Annotated in this window: 18 protein-coding genes; 15 read left to right on the top strand and 3 right to left on the bottom strand. The window is 70.9% G+C overall.

The annotated features are described in order from the left end of the window. Positions 1-24 precede the first annotated feature (24 nt). From ADL03_RS38505 to ADL03_RS38470, 8 genes are all read left to right on the top strand, one after another. A complete protein-coding gene (locus tag ADL03_RS38505) occupies positions 25-744 on the top strand; it encodes a DUF72 domain-containing protein (RefSeq protein ID WP_053738582.1) in 720 nt (239 codons plus the stop codon). After that, a complete protein-coding gene (locus tag ADL03_RS38500) occupies positions 741-2,453 on the top strand; it encodes a glycoside hydrolase family 5 protein (RefSeq protein WP_053738581.1) in 1,713 nt (570 codons plus the stop codon). Before ADL03_RS38505 ends, ADL03_RS38500 begins: the two co-directional genes overlap by 4 nt. Positions 2,454-2,534: 81 nt before the next feature. Continuing rightward, positions 2,535-3,344, top strand: a complete 810-nt coding sequence (locus ADL03_RS38495; protein ID WP_053738580.1) for a DUF72 domain-containing protein — start codon at positions 2,535-2,537, stop codon at positions 3,342-3,344. A gap of 39 nt (positions 3,345-3,383) precedes the next feature. Beyond that, positions 3,384-3,740 carry a peptidase inhibitor family I36 protein gene (locus tag ADL03_RS38490; RefSeq protein WP_053738579.1) on the top strand — a complete coding sequence of 119 codons (357 nt, stop codon included), beginning with the start codon at positions 3,384-3,386 and terminating at the stop codon, positions 3,738-3,740. Between the two features lie 119 nt (positions 3,741-3,859). Then, positions 3,860-6,262, top strand: coding sequence for an AAA family ATPase (locus ADL03_RS38485; RefSeq protein WP_053738578.1), 2,403 nt, complete (start codon positions 3,860-3,862; stop codon positions 6,260-6,262). Next, positions 6,259-6,651 carry a hypothetical protein gene (locus ADL03_RS38480; protein WP_053738577.1) on the top strand — a complete coding sequence of 131 codons (393 nt, stop codon included), beginning with the start codon at positions 6,259-6,261 and terminating at the stop codon, positions 6,649-6,651. The genes ADL03_RS38485 and ADL03_RS38480 overlap by 4 nt, the downstream gene beginning before the upstream one ends. Then, entirely contained in the window at positions 6,648-7,490 is an 843-nt protein-coding gene (locus ADL03_RS38475) for a metallophosphoesterase (protein WP_053738576.1), read from the top strand. Before ADL03_RS38480 ends, ADL03_RS38475 begins: the two co-directional genes overlap by 4 nt. Then, positions 7,487-10,117, top strand: coding sequence for an AAA family ATPase (locus tag ADL03_RS38470; protein WP_053738575.1), 2,631 nt, complete (start codon positions 7,487-7,489; stop codon positions 10,115-10,117). Before ADL03_RS38475 ends, ADL03_RS38470 begins: the two co-directional genes overlap by 4 nt. Positions 10,118-10,135: 18 nt before the next feature. Here ADL03_RS38470 and ADL03_RS38465 read toward each other — a convergent pair whose 3' ends face one another. After that, positions 10,136-10,552 (bottom strand): hypothetical protein, encoded by a 417-nt coding sequence (locus ADL03_RS38465; protein WP_053738602.1) that lies wholly within the window; start codon positions 10,550-10,552, stop codon positions 10,136-10,138. Between the two features lie 111 nt (positions 10,553-10,663). Here ADL03_RS38465 and ADL03_RS38460 point away from each other — a divergent pair, with 111 nt between their 5' ends. The 4 genes from ADL03_RS38460 (at position 10,664) to ADL03_RS38445 (ending at position 14,375) form a co-directional block, all read left to right on the top strand. Further along, complete coding sequence (locus ADL03_RS38460) at positions 10,664-11,296, top strand: hypothetical protein (RefSeq protein ID WP_053738574.1); 633 nt, start codon at positions 10,664-10,666, stop codon at positions 11,294-11,296. 48 nt (positions 11,297-11,344) lie between these two features. Then, positions 11,345-12,250 carry an XRE family transcriptional regulator gene (locus ADL03_RS38455; protein ID WP_053738573.1) on the top strand — a complete coding sequence of 302 codons (906 nt, stop codon included), beginning with the start codon at positions 11,345-11,347 and terminating at the stop codon, positions 12,248-12,250. 19 nt (positions 12,251-12,269) lie between these two features. Then, positions 12,270-13,388, top strand: coding sequence for a hypothetical protein (locus ADL03_RS38450; RefSeq protein WP_053738572.1), 1,119 nt, complete (start codon positions 12,270-12,272; stop codon positions 13,386-13,388). A 69-nt stretch (positions 13,389-13,457) separates the two neighbouring features. Then, positions 13,458-14,375 carry a hypothetical protein gene (locus tag ADL03_RS38445; RefSeq protein WP_157529658.1) on the top strand — a complete coding sequence of 306 codons (918 nt, stop codon included), beginning with the start codon at positions 13,458-13,460 and terminating at the stop codon, positions 14,373-14,375. Here the strand turns inward: ADL03_RS38445 and ADL03_RS38440 are convergent. Beyond that, positions 14,348-15,148, bottom strand: coding sequence for an NmrA family NAD(P)-binding protein (locus ADL03_RS38440; RefSeq protein ID WP_053738570.1), 801 nt, complete (start codon positions 15,146-15,148; stop codon positions 14,348-14,350). The genes ADL03_RS38445 and ADL03_RS38440 overlap by 28 nt on opposite strands. Before the next feature lie 88 nt (positions 15,149-15,236). Here ADL03_RS38440 and ADL03_RS38435 point away from each other — a divergent pair, with 88 nt between their 5' ends. Both ADL03_RS38435 and ADL03_RS38430 read left to right on the top strand, forming a co-directional pair. Further along, a complete protein-coding gene (locus ADL03_RS38435; RefSeq protein ID WP_053738569.1) occupies positions 15,237-15,608 on the top strand; it encodes a nucleotide pyrophosphohydrolase in 372 nt (123 codons plus the stop codon). Continuing rightward, complete coding sequence (locus ADL03_RS38430; RefSeq protein WP_053738568.1) at positions 15,605-16,195, top strand: hypothetical protein; 591 nt, start codon at positions 15,605-15,607, stop codon at positions 16,193-16,195. Before ADL03_RS38435 ends, ADL03_RS38430 begins: the two co-directional genes overlap by 4 nt. Here the strand turns inward: ADL03_RS38430 and ADL03_RS38425 are convergent. Beyond that, positions 16,192-16,356 (bottom strand): hypothetical protein, encoded by a 165-nt coding sequence (locus ADL03_RS38425; RefSeq protein ID WP_157529657.1) that lies wholly within the window; start codon positions 16,354-16,356, stop codon positions 16,192-16,194. The genes ADL03_RS38430 and ADL03_RS38425 overlap by 4 nt on opposite strands. Between ADL03_RS38425 and ADL03_RS47700 the strand changes: the two genes are divergently transcribed. Then, positions 16,355-16,510 (top strand): hypothetical protein, encoded by a 156-nt coding sequence (locus ADL03_RS47700; protein ID WP_157529656.1) that lies wholly within the window; start codon positions 16,355-16,357, stop codon positions 16,508-16,510. The two genes, ADL03_RS38425 and ADL03_RS47700, sit on opposite strands and share 2 nt — an antisense overlap. The last annotated feature ends 53 nt before the right edge of the window (positions 16,511-16,563 follow it).

Raw genomic sequence — 16,563 nt, 5'->3', positions numbered from 1 at the left:
GGCTTGCGCGGCTACCCCACTGCCGTGATCAGAATCGGCACGTCGGGCTGGCGCTACCCCGAGTGGCGCGACGGCTTCTACCGCAACGTCCCCCAGCGGCTGTACCTGAGCCACCTGGCCGCGCACGTCGACACGATCGAGATCAACAGCTCGTTCTACCGGCTCCAGCCACCCGCCTACTACCGCAAGTGGGTGGCCGAGACGCCGGACGGCTTCACGTTCGCGGTCAAGGGCTCGAAGCTGATCACCCACAACAAACGCCTGCGCAACGTCGAGGAAGCGCTCACGGCGTTCATCGAGTCGCTCGCGCTCGGCCCCAAGCAGGGCCCGCTGATCTGGCAGCTGCCGCCGTCCCTGCGCTTCGACAAGGCGGTGCTCCAGGACTTCCTGGCCGCGCTCCCACCGGGCCGGCACGCCCTCGAACCGCGCCACGAGTCGTTCCGCACCGACACCTACTTCGACCTGCTGCACGCGCACAACGTCGCCCACGTCGTGTCGGACGCGCCGACGTTCCCGTGCATCGAGGCCGTGACCGCCGACTTCGCCTACGTCCGACTGCACGGCCACGACGAGCTGTACATCAGCAACTACTCCGACGCGCAGCTCGACGAGTGGGCGCACAAGATCCACGACTGGGACCGCGACACCTACGTGTACTTCGACAACACCATGCACGGCGCGGCGCCCTACAACGCGCTGAGCCTGGCGCAACGCCTCGGAGCGCCGATACGGTCGCTTATGTGAAACCCATTCGCGTCTTGGCTCCCCTGCTCCTGGCCGCGACTCTCGTGGCACCCGCGCACGCGGACGAGGCGACCTGGACCGGTCCCCTCAGCACCCGAGGCCGGTGGATCGTCGACGCCCACGGCGACCGCTTCAAGCTCAGGTCCGGCAACTGGCACGGCGCCAGCGGCACCTACACCGGTTCCGGTGACATCAACGACCCCGCCACCCACCACGCCGGCGAGAAGGCCGACCAGGTCCCGCTCGGTCTCGACCGCGCGACCGCGGCCACGATCATCAGCGGTTTCAAGGAGATCGGCGTCAACAGCGTCCGGCTGCCGTTCTCCAACCAGATGCTCAGGGACACCAAGCCGGTCCACGGCCTGAAGGACGCGTGGCTCAACGGCAAGCGGCCGCTCGAGGTCTACGACGCCGTGGTGGCCGAGCTGACCCGCAACAACCTCGCCGTCATCCTCAACAACCACACCACGACGTCGCGGTGGTGCTGCGGCCTGGACGGCAACGAGCGGTGGAACACGAGCCAGAGCACGGACCAGTGGGTGACCGACTGGGCGTTCATGGCCAACCGTTACAAGGACAACAAACGGGTCGTGGGCGCGGACCTGTACAACGAGGTGCGCCGCACCGTCTGGGACGACCCGAACTGGGGCTGGGGCAACGACCACGACTGGTACAAGGCCTCCCAGCAGGCCGCGGACCGCATCCAGCAGACCGCGCCGGACCTGCTGGTGGTCGTGGAGGGCATCAACTGGACCGGCATCCCGGTCGACGGGTTCGCGCACGGCCGTCCGGCGCTGGAGCCGGTCCGGTTCCTCAGCCACACGCTCGCGAACCCGGACAAGCTCGTCTACAGCGCCCACTTCTACGGCTACACCGGCCCGAACCACAGCGGTGCCACGGGAACCGGCGAGACGAGCGACCCGCGCTACCAGGACCTCTCGCCGCAGGAGCACGTCAACGTCCTGCAACGCCAGGCCTTCTTCATCACCGAGGCGCAGAAGCACTTCACGGCGCCGCTGTGGGTCAGCGAGTTCGGCGTCGGCGGGCGGGAGGAGTCGAACCCGAAGGCGCGCGACTGGTTCGAGCGGTTCGTCGACCACCTGATCGCCACCGACACGGACTTCGCGTACTGGCCGCTGGTCGGCTTCCACGACAACCGGCACGGCAACGGCTGGGCGCTGCTGCACTGGGACGCCAACGGCAACCGCATGGGCGTCAACGACGGCGACGACTGGCGCGCACCGGCCTGGAACCGGCTCGTCACCGCGCCGAGTCGCACCGGGCAGGTTCCGCGCGAGACCCGGTGGAACCAGCTGACCGGGGAGTCGTGCCCGCGGAGCCAGAAGCTCGTCGGCATCAGCCACACCGGCAACCGCGGGCTGTGCGTGAGCGGTCCACAGTGGAGCGCCACCACCCAGGTCACCGGCGAGCAGCACGTGACCACCGACTGGGCCGTCGGCTACACGAAACTGCAGTGCCCGCAAGGCAATGCCGCCGTCGGGTACGCCGGCCTCACCCTGCTCTGCGCGCCCGTCGCGCAGGGAACGCAGACCCGCGTGCTGTGGTTCGACCGCGGCGACAACCGGCTGGACCAGGGCGGTGACTGGGCCAACGGGCACTACAAGGGACAGTGCGCGCAGGACGAGCACGTGGCCGGGATCGCCTACAACTGGCGCAGGACGCCGGACGCGCTGCTCTGCCGGAGGTGAACGCCGAAGTGCGGCTCGGCCGACGACGAGCGGAGACACCGATGCGCTGTGGGTGTGCGCCCACCGTGCCACGATAGCCACATGGGTGAGGTCAGGATCGGCACTTCGGGATGGGTCTACCCGCCCTGGCGCGGCAAGTTCTACCCGAAGGGCGTCACGCAGAAGCGCGAGCTCGCCTACCTCAGCGAGAAGCTCGGCTCGGTGGAGATCAACGGCTCCTTCTACTCCCTGCAACGCCCGTCCAGCTACCAGAGGTGGGCCGCGGACACCCCGGACGACTTCGTGTTCGCCGTCAAGGGCAGCCGGTTCATCACGCACATGAAGCGCCTCAGGGACGGCCGCGAACTGCTCGCCAACTACCTCGCGTCCGGCGTGCTGGCGCTGGGCCCCAAGCTCGGGCCGATCCTGTGGCAGCTCCCGCCCACGCTCCAGTTCGACGCCGAGCTGCTCACGCACTTCTTCGAGGCCCTCCCCCGCACCACGACCGAGGCCGCGGAGGTCGCGAAGCTGCACGACCACCGCGTCGACCCGGCCCACACCACCACCGACGCGGACCGCCCGATGCGGTACGCGCTCGAGGTGCGCCACGACAGCTTCCACGCGCCGGAGTTCCTCAAGCTGCTCGAACGCCACCACATCGCGCTCGTGATCGCCGACGCCGCGGGCAAGTACCCGTTGATCGAGGAGGTCACCGCGGACTTCGCGTACATCCGGCTGCACGGCCACGACGAGCTCTACGTCAGCGGCTACACCGACGACGGCCTCGACGAGTGGGCCGGGAAGATCAGGAAGTGGCGGGAGCACGGCGACGTGTTCGTCTACTTCGACAACGACGCGAAGGCCTACGCGCCGCGCGACGCGATGGCGCTTCAAGATCGGCTGGCCGATTGAGCCGAACGGACGCACACTCGTCTGCGACGGAGGTGCTCCATGTCGACGAACAGCCTCATCGCCGCTCTGGTGGTCACCGCGGGCGCGGTCGCCTCCAGTGGGATCGCCGTGGCGCAGAGTGACAAGTCCTGCGACAAGGGCGAGTTCTGCGTGTGGGCGGGACCGGACTACACCGGGGCCGTCCAGCGCCTCGACCTGGAGACCGCGAACCCCGCCGAGTGCATCACGCTGACCCTCGTCGGCCGCTCGTTCGTCAACCGCCTGAGCAGGGACGCGAGCGTGTACCAGCGGGAGAACTGCTCCACCGAGGCCGAGTTCACCACCTACCCCAGGCACGGGACGTACGTGCCGGACGCGTACTTCGTCATCAGGGGTCTGGAAGTGTGGGACCCCTAACGAGCCGGCGCTACTTTAGTCACCCTATGTAACACCACCCGATCGTGTGAGTACCCGCCAGTAAGCCCCATTTCGTGCCTAAGTTGCCGCCCTATCGAGTGGTGGCAGCGGGAGGAAATGTGACCGTGGCGGGTGAAGCCGGGTTACTCGAACTGATGGCCGGGCGACTGGCCAAGGACGATCTCGGCCCGCGTGCGGCGGAACTGGTGCTGGCTGCGTGCCGGGGGCAAACCGCTCTGGAACGCGCTCTCGGCGGGGTGCCCGCCGGGGAGGAGCCGCCGCGGGAGCGGACGGACGGGCCCGGCCAGGGGATCTTCGTGTCGGAGATCAGGGTGCGCGGGTTCCGCGGCATCGGCCCCGAGGTCCGCCTGCCGCTGGCGCCCGGACCGGGCCTGACGGTCGTCACCGGGCGCAACGGCTCCGGCAAGTCGAGCTTCGCCGAGGCCGCGGAACTGGCGCTGACCGGCTACAACGCCCGGTGGACCAGGGCGCGGCACGACGTGTGGCGGCAGGGCTGGCGCAACCTCCACAACCGCGACGCCGCCATCGCCTTGGAGCTGGTCCAAGCCGGGCGCGCCGACAAGACCACGATCCGAAGACGCTGGGCGCCGGACGACGATCTGGCGCAGGGCGAGTGGACGCAGGACGACGGGCCGTTCGACGCCGGCAGGTGGCACGACGCGCTGGAGACCTATCGGCCGTTCCTGCCCTACAGCGAACTGGGGACCGTGCTCGACGCACAGCCGGAGGACCTCTACGAGGCGTTGCACCGCCTGCTGGGGCTGGAGGCCATCACCGAGGCGCAGCAGGCGCTGGCCGAGCACCGCAAACGTCTCGCGGAGACCGTCGCCCGGCCGTATGACCGCAGGGAGCGCGTGCGCGCGGAGCTGGCGGCGTCAGCGGACGAACGTGCCCGCCGCGCCGCCGAGCTGCTCGGGTCCGACGCCCCCGACCTCGACGCGATCGCGGACCTGGCGCTCGGCGCGGACGTCGGCAGCGGGACGAGCCTGCTGCACCAGGTCGTGGACCTGTCGTTGCCGCCCGACGACGAGGTCGGCCGGGCCCGCGAGACGCTCGACCTGGCGCTCGGCGCGGTGACCGTGGTCGCGACCGACAACGCGCAGGACTCGTTGCGGTGCAGCGAGATCCTCAAGCTCGCGATCCAGCTGCTGGAGTCCGGCGGCAACCAGGACTGCCCGGTGTGCCGGCGCGGGCGGCTCGACGCGCTGTGGCGTGCCAAGGCCAAGGAACGCGCCGAGCACCTCGCCCAGGCCGCCGCGGAGCTGCACGGGGCCGCCGACCGGCTGGACGTGGCGGTGGCGGCCACACGCGCGTTGTGCCAGCCGCCGCCGGACGTGCTGCTCGACGCGCAGGACATGCTCGACACGACGACCGTGCTGCAGGCGTGGCAGGCCTGGGAGGCGTGCCTCTGCATCGACGACCCGGTGCGGCTGCGCGCGGAGTTCTTCGACCGCCACGCCGAGCTCGCCGCGGCCGTGGACCAGCTGAAAACCGTTGCGCGCGAACAGATCGACCGGCACGACCTGGTGTGGCGGCCGATGGCGATCGCGTTGTTCGAGTGGCATTCCCAGGCGCAGCAGGCACTCGCCGACGCCGAGGTGCTCGCGGACGTGACCGAGGCGGAGAACTGGATCCGCAAGACCGCCGCGACCCTGCGCACGGAGCGCATCGCGCCGTTCGCCAAGGAGTCGCAGCGGATCTGGCAGCGGTTGCGCCAGCAGAGCAACGTCGACCTCGGCGCGGTGCGGCTCGGTGGCGCCCGCAACGTCGAGCTGGACGTGTCGGTCGACGGCGTCTCGAACTCGGCGCTCGCGGTGATGAGCCAGGGCGAGCTGCACTCGCTGGGGCTGGCGCTGTTCCTGCCGCGGGCGATGGTCGACGAGAGCCCGTTCCGGTTCGTGGTGGTCGACGACCCGGTGCAGGCGATGGACCCGTCCAAGGTGGACGGTCTCGCGCAGGTGCTCGCCGACGTCGGCCTCACCCGCCAGGTCGTGGTGTTCACGCACGACGAACGGCTGGTCGAGGCGCTGCGGCGGTTGCGGCTGACGGCGACCGTGTGGGAGGTCTGCCGCGGCGAGGAGTCCGTCGTGCGGGTGCGGATGTCCGACGATCCCGTTGGCCGGTGCCTGAACGACGCCCGCGCGATGCGGGTCGACGAGGACCTGCCCGGCGCGTTGAAGGGCGAACTGGTGGCGTCGTGCTGCCGGGCCGCCCTGGAGGCCGCGGCGCACGCCCGGTTCCGGCGCGCACGGCTGGGCAGCGGGATGCCGCACGCCGAGGTGGAACGCGTGCTGGAGTGCGCGCTGACGACCCGGCAGAAGCTGGCGCTGGCCGTGCTCGGCGACGTGGCGGAGTCGGCGAAGCTGTTGCCGCACCTGGACGACGTGGTCGGGGCGTGGGCCGTCGACCTGCTGCAGTCCTGCCGGGTCGGTGGTGACGCCGGCGACCTGGACGTGCTGATCAGGGACACCGAGCTGCTCGCGGGGTGGTTGCAGCGATGAACACCGACGTCTCCGACCGCCTGCGCTGCGTCGCGAACCTGCTGGCCGATCCGGGTCAGCTGGACGGTGTGCGGATCCGGTGCTGCGCGGAACTGTTGCGCACGGCCGTGGAACGCGCCGTCGCCACGGCGTGTGACGCGCAGGACTCCGACCAGCCCGCGCACGCGTTGCTGATCAGCCTTCCCTCCCATGTGGACGCTGACGTGGCGTACGACGCCTCGCAGCTGTGGCACGCGCTGAGCCGCGCGATCCGCCACCACGGCTACGAGCTGACACCGACCGTCGCGGAGCTGAGCGGCTGGCACGCCGACACCGCCGCGGTCGCCGCCGCGCTCGAACCCACCCTGACCCTGTCCGGCACCATCGACCTCCCTGAAGGCATCCGGTGAAACTGCTGCTGTTCGCGGACCTGCACCTGGACACGCGTTTCGCGAGCGCCGGTCCGGCGCGGCGCCAGGCGTTGCGCGACACGCTGGGCCACATCGTCGAGCTCGCGGAGACCGAGTCGGTCGACGCCGTGCTGTGCGCCGGCGACCTCTACGAGCACGACCGCTGCTCCTCCGGCACGGCGTCGTTCCTGAGGAACGCGTTCGACTGCTCGGTGCCGGTGTTCCTGGCGCCGGGCAACGACGACTGGTACGGCGCGGAGTCGGTCTACCAGCAGGTGGACTGGACGCCGAACGTGCACGTGTTCTCCTCCGGCTGCTTCACGCCGGTGACGCTGGCCGACGGCGTGACGTTGTGGGGTGCGGCGCACGTCGGCCGCGGCTCGGCGCGGGACTTCCTCGACGGGTTCTCGGTGGACCGGTCGGGCGTGAACCTGGCGCTGTGCCACGGATCCGCGCCGGAGGACGTCGCGACCACCGGGCTGGACCACGCCTTCCTCGGGCACGTGCACACGCCTGAGCACGCCTCCCACCACACGTTCCCCGGCAACCCGGACCCGCTGACGCCGGGCGAGACCGGTGAGCGCGGCGCGGTGATCTGCACCGTGCACGACGACGGCACGGTGTCGCGCGAGGTGTTCGACGTGTCGGCGGCGCGGTCGCTCGGGCTGCCCGCGGAGAAGGCGGCGGAGGCGTTCCCGTTGCCGGACTTCGACTCCGTGGCCGCCGAACGCACCGTGCGCGGCCAGTTCGTGCGCGATGTGCTGGCGGATCCGACTCTGGACACGGCTTTGCGCGGCCGTGTGCTCACGACCGGCTTGCGCGCGTTGGAGGGGCGATGAGGATCGAGTCGGTCACCGCGCACGCCTTCGGGCCGTTGCACGACCGGACGTTGCCACTGGCACCGGGTTTGACCGTGGTGGCGGGGCTGAACGAATCCGCGAAGTCGTCGTGGCACGCGGCGATCCGCGCGGCACTGTGCGGCGACCCGGACGTGCGGCACCGGCCGTGGGAGGGCGAGTCGTGGCGGGTGGCGGCGACCGTGGCGCTGGCGTCCGGCGAGACGCTGACCGTGGACCGCGACCTGACCGATGACAGCGCGCTCGACGTCGCGTGCCGGGTCGGCCTGGACCGCACCTCGTTCGCCGCCACCGCCTGCGTCGACCAGGCACAGCTGCTGTCCGTGCTGCACTCGGCCGACGGTCTGCAGGAGCACCTGCGCCGGGCCGCCGCCACCGCGGGCACGGACGGCACCGTCGAGCAGGCGCTGGAACGGCTCGTCGTGCCCGCCGAGGCGTTGCAGAGGGCCCGCAACCGCTTGCGCGAGGCGGAAACCGACCTCGCGGTGGCGCGCCGGGAGCACACCCGCTACCAGCGGCTGTGCACGCAGGCCCGGCTCGCGTCCGCTGCCCGCGCCCGGCTGGCCGTGCAGGAGCACGCCGCCGAGATCGAGGCGCTGGCGGCGCGCATCGGCCGTGTCCGCGCGCTGCAGGCGCGGTTCGCCGACGGGCCACCGTCCGGTCTGGCCGCCCAGGAGGAGCTGGCCGCGGTGGTCAACCGGGCCATGGCCGCGTGGCGCGCCGCCCCGACCCCGCGCGTGCTGACCGGCCCGTCCGCGGCGACGCTGGAGGACGAGCTGGACGCGCTGCCGGAGTTCCCGGCGGGCGAGACCGCGGTGGACGACGAGCTGCACGTGGTCGCCGGCGCCTACCGGGTGGCCGCCGCGGTCGCCGCCGCCCACGACGAACGCCGCCCCACCGTCACCACGACCGCGTCGCCGTCCCGGCTGCGTGACCTCGCCGGCCGCCTCGACCCGGCCGCAGGCACCCGGCTGACGGCCGCGTCCGTCGAGGTGGACAGCGCCCGCCACCGGCAGGACGAGGCCGCCACCCACACCGCCCGCGTGCAGGTCGAGGCCGACGTGGCCGCCGCGCACGTCCGTGAGACGACGGTGCCGAACCCGTTCCTGCGCAGCGCCCTGCTCGCGTTGAGCTGCCTCACCCTGCTGGTCGGCGTGCTGCTGTTCGTGATCGGCCAGCACTTCGCGGGCGCGGGCGTGCTGGCCGCCGCCCTCTTCGCCGGCGCCGGCGGTTTCCTGTCCCGCGACCAGGCCCCCGCCCGTGAAGCCGCGATCGCGTTCGCCGCCGACCGCGCCTCCGCCGTCGCCGAGGCCCGCGCCCAGCTCTTCGCCGCGGACCGCGCACTCGCCGAAGCCGAGGGCCAGCGCGCCGTGGCACTGGAAGCCGTCCGCGGCCATGACCAGGCCGTCGCGGAATGCGCGTCGCTGGGCGTTCCGGCCGACCGCGAGGTGTTGTGGCGCCTGTCCAACCGCGCCGCCTGGGAAGCCGAGCACGCCGACCTGCTCACCGAGGTCGCCCGCACCGAGGAGGCCGTGCGCGTGGAACTGGCCGCACACGGCAAGATCGACCCCTCGATGTCCGTGCCGCACCTGCTCGTGGACTACGAGACCGACTGCAAGGTCCGCGCCCGCCAGGCGCTGATGGCCGCCCAACGCCCCCTGCTGGCCACCGCGCTGGAAGACCGCCGCATCGCTGAAGCCACCGTCGCCGAGGCCGTGGCCGCCCGCTCCACGGCCCTGTCGCTGCTGCGCGCCGCCGTGACCGCGATCGGCGGCACCGGCGACCGTCCCGAGGACCTCCTGCGCGCCATCGCCGACTGGCAACGCGGCTGGGACCGCCTCCTGCGCGAGGCCGAGGAGGAACGCAACGCCTGGGCCGAGCTCACCGCACTGCAAGCGGAACAGTCCCTGAACGACGTGGAAACCTCCCTGTCCGCCGCCCAGTCCCTGCACGCGACCCTGCTGGAAGCCGCACACCGCTACGCCGCCTGCGACCCCGTGGACCCGGCACTGGCCGAGTCGGCGGACACCCTCGCCGCCACCGCCACCGAACTGGCCCGGACACTGCCGAGCGTCCCGGACGCCGAGGAGGCCGTGCAGACCGCCGCGGCAGCCGTCACCGTGATCGCCGCCGAGGTCCAGGCCACCGCCCTCGCCGCCCAGTACCTGGCCGCGGCCCGCGAGAAGGTCCACAGCACCATCGCCCCCGCACTGGAGGACACCCTGCGCACCTGGCTGCCGTCCATCACCGACGGCCGCTACGTCGACGCCGCCGTGGACTCCGCGACCCTGACCGTGCGGGTCCGCACCGCCTCGGAGTCGTGGCACCAGGCGTCGCGGTTGTCGCTGGGCACGGCCGAGCAGATCTACCTGCTGCTGCGGGTGGCTCTGGCGCAGCACCTGGCCACCGAGCCGTGTCCGTTGCTGCTCGACGATGTGACCGTGCAGGCCGATGACACCCGCACGCGTGCGGTGCTGGAGCTGCTGCTGCGGTTGTCGGAGGACCGGCAGATCGTGGTGTTCGCGCAGGAGAGCTCCGTGGTGGAGTGGGCGCGGGAACGGCTCGGTGACCGCGACACGCTGCACCAGCTGACGCCGGTGGCGGCCTGACCTCGGTGCTGGTGCGCCTCACCCACCAGCACCGAGGGTCCTCGGGTTCGGCGCCTTGGCACGGCGTGCGCGGACGAGCGCGGCGATCCGGTCCGCTGCTTCCTCCGGATCGTCGTGTTCCCACACCCGGACGACGAGCCATCCTGCGGACGACAGCTGCGCGTCCGTGTCGCGGTCCCGCACGACGACGCCGTACAGCTTCACCTGCCACCAGTCGTGGTTGCGCTTGGGAACCCTGCCGTGCTCCGGGCACGAGTGCCAGAAGCACCCGTCGATGAACAGCGCGATCCGAGCGCCGCGCAGCAGCACGTCGACGCGTCGGCGCCGATTCGTGCCCGGTGCCGCGACATCGACCAGGAACCTCAGCCCGCGTCGGTGCAGCGCCCGCCGAAGCGCGATTTCCGGGGCGGTGCCGGACCGGCGGGTGCGGCGCATGACGCGCGAGGTCGCGTCCGAGCTCGCAGGCGGAGCCGGGCCCGCGTCGACATACCGGTACACGACGTGCAGTCTTCCGGAATTGTCAGACCCCGTCGCTACCGTCATCCCATGACCAACGCCGCCTTCCGCAAGCTCACCCCCACCACCGACGAGCGGCTGGCCGAGCTGGGCCTGCGCCGCGCGGTCCTGGACCGCGCGATCACCGCCGGAATCGACGCGCGGGCCGCCTCGCCCCCGTTCGGGCCGACGAACGCGCCAGGCCTGCTCGACTGGATCCACCGGGTCGGCACGTTGCGGCAGCTGCTCGCCGCCGACGGCTGGGAGCGGCTCGACCACTGGAACGCGGGGCTGATCAGGCACCCGTCGCGGCCGCTCCTGCTCGGCACGTTGCAGGGCAACCGCGGCACGGGGACGCCGGACGCGCCGTTGCGCAGCGACTACGCGAAGGGGCCGGCGATCGCGGCGATGATGCGCGACAACGACCACGACCAGTTCGCGTTGTTCGAGAACGCGCGGAACGAGGGGCTGAAGCTGTGGTTCCTGGTGACGTACCCGTTGCAGCTGGCGGACCGGCTCGTGGTGCTGCGTGAGGTGTCGCAGCCGGAGCCGACGCCGCAGAACCAGGTGATCGACCGGTGGGCGCACCGGATCCCGCTGCCGCCGATGGAGTTCCCGCAGATCAAGGCGCCCAACGTGGACGTTCCGGAGGAGGTGGACGTTCCGGTCGCGTTCCGGCGTTAGCCGCCCCGCCTGGCACCACGCTGAGCGAGCGGTGAGAATGGCCGGATCATGTTCACGCCGTCGCGACTCACGCTCGCCCGCACCCGGCGCGGTCTCACCGCGGCCGAGCTGGCGCGCAAGTCAGGCGTGCCGGCGAGTGCGATCGGCTCCTACGAGCGCGGGCAGCGCAGGCCGCAGGCGGCGACCCAGGAGGTGCTGGCGGCGGCACTCGGGTTTCCCGCCACGTTCCTGAGCGCGCCCGAACCGGCCTGGCCACAGGTGATCAGCACGACGCACCCGCAGGCGGCGTGTGTCGCGCAGCTCGCGATCGAGTTCAGCGGGTGGCTGGAGCGGATGTTCGTGTTGCCGCAGCCGAACCTGCCGCGGCCGCGGACCGGTCCCGCCGAGCTGCGCGGGCAGTGGCGGATGAGCAGTGGGCCGGCGCCGAACATGGTGCAGTTGCTGGAGTACCACGGGGTGCGGGTGTTCTCGGTGGACTGCGCGGAGGTCGGCGCGTTCTCGTGCTGGCACAACGGGACGCCGTTCGTCTTCCTCAACCCGACGACGACGGCGGAGCGAGCGCGGTTCGACGCGGCTGCGGAGCTGGGCACGTTGCTCGGGCACGACGACCCGCGGGAGTTCGCCGCGGAGTTCCTCCTGCCCGCCGGGCAGTTGCAGGGGACGCACCACCGGCATTGGCACGTGGACAAGGCGACGTTCGACGAGCGTGCCCGTGGTGTCACCACTGCGCGCGTCGCGCCGGCGGGGATGCCGCGGCGGGAGACGTCGAAGCTGCTGACCAAGGTGTTCCGGGCGCTGCGGGAGAACGGCACGACGCCGCACCAGGTGGCGCGTGAGCTGAGGCTGGGGCTGGAAGACCTCAACGGGCTCGTGTGCGGGCTGGTGCTGACCGCGTTGCCGGGTGGTGGAGAACCAGGACCGGTGCGGAAGGCACGCCTTACGCTGGTGCATTGATCTCGTCCTGGGGGAAGCAATGCTCACGTTCCTGCGGTACCTGCTGGCCGCACCGCTGCTCGTCGCCGGGTGCGCGGGCGTGCCGATCGGCTGTCAGCTGCTGTCGGTCTACACGTTGCGGCGGTGGCGTGACACCCCCTTCGACGTGGGCGCGGAGCTCGCGGACCGGCTCACCGAGTACGACGGGTTCTGGCCGATCCCGTTGGCGTTGCTGCTGTTGGTGGTGATGTGGCGGACGACGACGATGTGGCCGCGCATCGCGTTGGTGCCGTCCGGGTGCATCGCCGTCGGCGGGTTGATCACCGCGGGGTTCAACGAGCTGCTGAGCACGGTGGCGGCGCTCGCGGCGCCGTTGGTCGCGTGGACGCTGGCGTGGCTCGCGGCGCGGGTCGTGTCGTGGCCGGTCACCGGTGACGTGCGGCGTTCGCCGGCCGAGGTCGCCGTCCGGTTGCGCGGTGGCGGGCGGTTGCGGGTGCAGTCGCGCAGGCTGGTGCTCGACAAGCTGCCGGCGCCGGTGCACCCGGCGGCGACGGTCAACCGGGTCGCGTTGCGGTTCGACCGGATCAGCCACGTCGAGGTGGGTGCCGTGCGCGCGCCGGCGGTGTGGCGGTTCGCCAACATCAGCGAGCTCACGCTCACGCCCGGTCCGGTGCTGCGGGTCATCGGCGGCGGGCAGGAGTGGTTGCTGCCGTGCGACGACGCCGACGAAGTGCGGCGCCTGGTCACCGAACGCGCCGCCGTGCGCGCGAAGCCCGAGCCGCGGCCGCCGCTGGAGAGCAAGCGGTGGAACATGGCCAAGCCGTTGTGGAACCTGGATGGCGACCCACCTCAGCGCAACACGCAGAAAGTGCAAAGCGGCCAGCACTGGCTGTTGGTGATGAGCGCACTCACGACGCTGATGGCGCTCTTCTCGGTGTATCGCGTTTTCACCGACGGCTGGGGCTATCTCATCGGTGTGCTGTTGTTCGGTGGCATCGGCTACGGAACCGCCAGCGCGTGGTGGACCTTCGTCACGAGTCAGCGGCTCGCCGAGGAGAACCCGCGGTCACCGCTCGCCGACGATCCCGATTCGCGTCACCTGCCGGTCACTGGCTGGAGTTCTGAACCGATTATATTAGGCCAAACGAGCGATATGTGAAACGCATCGTCCGGCATCCCCGACACTGAGAGTGACCAATGTGCCGAGTCGGGAGGATGCTCCGTGACGATGCAGCAACGCACAGAACCATCGCCTGCCGCCATCCTGATCTCCGTCGCCGTGCTCGCGCTGGTTCTGACCGTTGCTCTCGGCCCGCTGGGCTTCGTCATCGGACTCGCGCTGTTCGTGCTGATGTTCGCCGGTACCAAGCACAAGAGCACGGTCGAGCTGGTGGTGCCGATGCGTGCCCGTTCCCGCATCCGCCGCCTGTCCACGGCGGGACGGATCGCGATCGTCGGGGAGGCGCACTACCAGGACGCCATCGCCGAGGTGGCGCGGAACAACTCCGGCCCCGCCTCGACCAGGCCGGACCCGGCCGTCGCGGCGACCGCGGTGCTCGTGCCGGAGTCCGCTGACCGCTACGACGACCACGCCGTGCGGGTCGACCTGTTGCGTGGCGACGGCTCCGCTGTCACCGCCGGATACCTGCGCGCCGACCACGCGGCGACCTACCAGCCACTGCTGCTGCAGCTCGCCGAACGCGGTGAGGTCGGCTCGTGCCCGGCTCGCATCCTGGGTCAGCGCTACCTCACCGTGCACCTGCACCTCGGCGACGCACGGCTGTTGCTGCTCGACCACGACGCTCTCGGCACGGCGCCGACGTTGCCGGCCGAGCTGCAGGTCGGAATCACCGACGAGGAAGCTCATCAATACGTGCTGCACCGCGTGGTCAACGGCCGCACGCCCGTGCACGTCATCGCCGAGCTCCGCGACTGCCGTATCGCCAAAGGCACGCACACGGGCGAGCACACCCTCGAAGTGCTCCTCGAAGGCGAACGCATCGGGCAGCTCACCTACGCCATGGGCCTGCGCTACGACGACATCGTGCGGGAGTGGCGCACCCGGACCGGGCGCGCGCTCTGCGAAGCGATCATCATCAACGAGGGCACGCGCGGCCTTCACGCGAAGCTGCTGCTCCCCAAGTAGTCGGCGAACGTGCGCGGCTCCCGGCCGAGCACCCGTTGCACGCCATCGGACAGATGCCTCTCCTCTCCCCCGCGGATGCGCACGAGCAGCATCGTGACGAGGTCGGCGATCTCGCCGGGGTAGCCGAGCTCGCGCAACGACGCCGCGAACTCCCCGGCCGGCACATCGGTGTAGACGACGGGGTTGCCGGTGACGGCGACGATCCGGGCGAGCATCTCGGGGAACGACAACGCCTCCGGCCCGCTGAGCTCGTAGGTCTGGCCGGCGTGTCCCGGTTGGGTGAGGGCAGCGACCGCGACCTCCGCGATGTCGACCACGTCGATGAACGGGTGCACGCCCTGACCCGCGGGCACGGCCAGCTCACCGTGCTGGACGGGCGCGGCGAACAGGTCCTCGTCGAAGTTCTGCATGAACCAGGTGGGTCGCAGGACCGTCCACTCCACACCGGAGTCCTTGACCGCCGCCTCGAACGGGTCGCCGTCGGGCGCGCCGCGCATGGACAGCAGCACGAACCGGGTGGCACCGGCTTTGACCGCGACGGGCACGAACTCCGCCAGCAGCGCCGGGTCGTCCGGCGGCACGATGTAGACCGCGGTCACGTCGTCGAGTGTCAGCTCCCAGGTGTCCGGAGCCGCCCAGTCGAACCTCGTCGCCGACGACCTGGAGGCGGGCCGCGCCGCGGCGCCGAGGAGCTGGGTCACCCGGCGGCCGGTCTTGCCGGTCGCGCCGAGCACGAGAACGGTTGGCGTGGTGGTTGCGCTCAACGTTGACATGACCAGAGCCAATCAACATCGACCTGGACAATCCATGCTTGAACCACCGGCGTGCTTGCTCGTTCGTCCACGTGGTACTCAGTGGGTCATGAGTCAGCGTGATCTCGTGGACCTGAGGGACGCCCTGCGCGCGTTCGCCGCTGCCCGTGACTGGGACAGCTACCACACGCCCAAGAACCTGGTGATGGCGTTGTCCGCGGAGGTCGGCGAGCTGACCGACCTCTTCCAGTGGCTGACGCCCGAAGAGGCGCAGAACGCGATGGACGAACCCGAACTCGCCTGGAACGTCCGCGACGAGCTCGCCGACGTGATGCACTACCTCACCAGGCTCGCGGACAAGCTCGGCGTCGACCTCGTCGAGGCCGCGTTCGCCAAGATCGAGCGCAACGAGCGGCGGTTCCCCACCGGAAGCCTGGTTCCCGTTCCTCTCGACGACGCCACTGAGAAGGGTGAGCAGTGAGTCTGCAGAACGCACAGGCATTACACGTGCACCAGAAGATCACGTTGATGATCAACCGGTACGAGGTGTTCGCCGACGACGGCGGCAAGCCCGGCGAGCTCGTCGGCTTCGCCGAGCAGAAGCGGTTCAAGATCAAGGAACGGATCACCGTCTACACCGGCTCGTCGAAGCACCGGGTGCTGTTCGAGTTCAACGCGCGCAAGGTGATCGACCTCGGCAGCGGTTACGACGTGACCGACGCGGACGGCCGCTCGATCGGCCTGTTCCGCAAGGACTTCGCGAGGTCCCTGCTGCGGTCGACGTGGCACCTGGAGCAGCCCGGCTGGGGCACGACGGCCGGTGCCGAGCGGAACAGGTGGCTGGCCGGCTTCCGGCGGCTGTGGCAGTGGATTCCGTATCTGAGCGAAGCGCCGTTCCCCATGCGGTACCACTTCGACTTCACGCAGGAGAACGGCGCCCCGGTGTTCAGCGTCGACAAGAAGACCTGGGTCCGCGACCACTACCTGGTGCAGATCCAGGATCCCGGCATCGACCGCCGGCTCGTCATCGCGCAAGCCGTGGCGCTCGACGCGCTGCAGTCCCGCTAGAGGTACGTCAGCAGGAGAAGGATCAGGCACACCAACAGCACGACGCCGAACACTGCGGGCAGGAGCGACTGCGAGGACGGCGCGGGCTCGCGGGCGTGCCTGCCCCGCCTCCTGCGCGCTCGCCACCGCAATGGTGCCTCCCCTGACCGCTGACCCTTCATGGCGATCACGGTAGGGACGGCCGACCCGCGCCCGACGGTCGTCACCCGCTCGCCGGGAGCAGGTCACCCGGTCGGCCGCGCACGCGTGCGGCACGGTGAGGAACGTGAAAAAGCCCTGCGGGGAGCGCTCATGGCGCTCAACCCGCAGGGCTAAATTAAGTTCGGCGGCGACCTACTCTCCCACACCGTAACCAGTGCAGTACCATC

It is taken from the genome of Nocardia sp. NRRL S-836 (genome assembly GCF_001279525.1).
In the GTDB taxonomy this organism is placed as follows: Bacteria; Actinomycetota; Actinomycetes; order Mycobacteriales; family Pseudonocardiaceae; genus Lentzea.
This window is presented reverse-complemented; position numbering and strand designations above follow the sequence as displayed.

Coding starts and splice junctions, on each gene's coding strand:
- ADL03_RS38495 (WP_053738580.1), top strand. CDS start 2,535: ATGGGTGAGGTCAGGATCGGCACTTCGGGATGGGTCTACCCGCCCTGG.
- ADL03_RS38490 (WP_053738579.1), top strand. CDS start 3,384: ATGTCGACGAACAGCCTCATCGCCGCTCTGGTGGTCACCGCGGGCGCG.
- ADL03_RS38480 (WP_053738577.1), top strand. CDS start 6,259: ATGAACACCGACGTCTCCGACCGCCTGCGCTGCGTCGCGAACCTGCTG.
- ADL03_RS38470 (WP_053738575.1), top strand. CDS start 7,487: ATGAGGATCGAGTCGGTCACCGCGCACGCCTTCGGGCCGTTGCACGAC.
- ADL03_RS38465 (WP_053738602.1), bottom strand. CDS start 10,552: ATGCGCCGCACCCGCCGGTCCGGCACCGCCCCGGAAATCGCGCTTCGG.
- ADL03_RS38460 (WP_053738574.1), top strand. CDS start 10,664: ATGACCAACGCCGCCTTCCGCAAGCTCACCCCCACCACCGACGAGCGG.
- ADL03_RS38455 (WP_053738573.1), top strand. CDS start 11,345: ATGTTCACGCCGTCGCGACTCACGCTCGCCCGCACCCGGCGCGGTCTC.
- ADL03_RS38450 (WP_053738572.1), top strand. CDS start 12,270: ATGCTCACGTTCCTGCGGTACCTGCTGGCCGCACCGCTGCTCGTCGCC.
- ADL03_RS38445 (WP_157529658.1), top strand. CDS start 13,458: ATGCAGCAACGCACAGAACCATCGCCTGCCGCCATCCTGATCTCCGTC.
- ADL03_RS38440 (WP_053738570.1), bottom strand. CDS start 15,148: ATGTCAACGTTGAGCGCAACCACCACGCCAACCGTTCTCGTGCTCGGC.
- ADL03_RS38435 (WP_053738569.1), top strand. CDS start 15,237: ATGAGTCAGCGTGATCTCGTGGACCTGAGGGACGCCCTGCGCGCGTTC.
- ADL03_RS47700 (WP_157529656.1), top strand. CDS start 16,355: ATGGCGATCACGGTAGGGACGGCCGACCCGCGCCCGACGGTCGTCACC.
- ADL03_RS38425 (WP_157529657.1), bottom strand. CDS start 16,356: ATGAAGGGTCAGCGGTCAGGGGAGGCACCATTGCGGTGGCGAGCGCGC.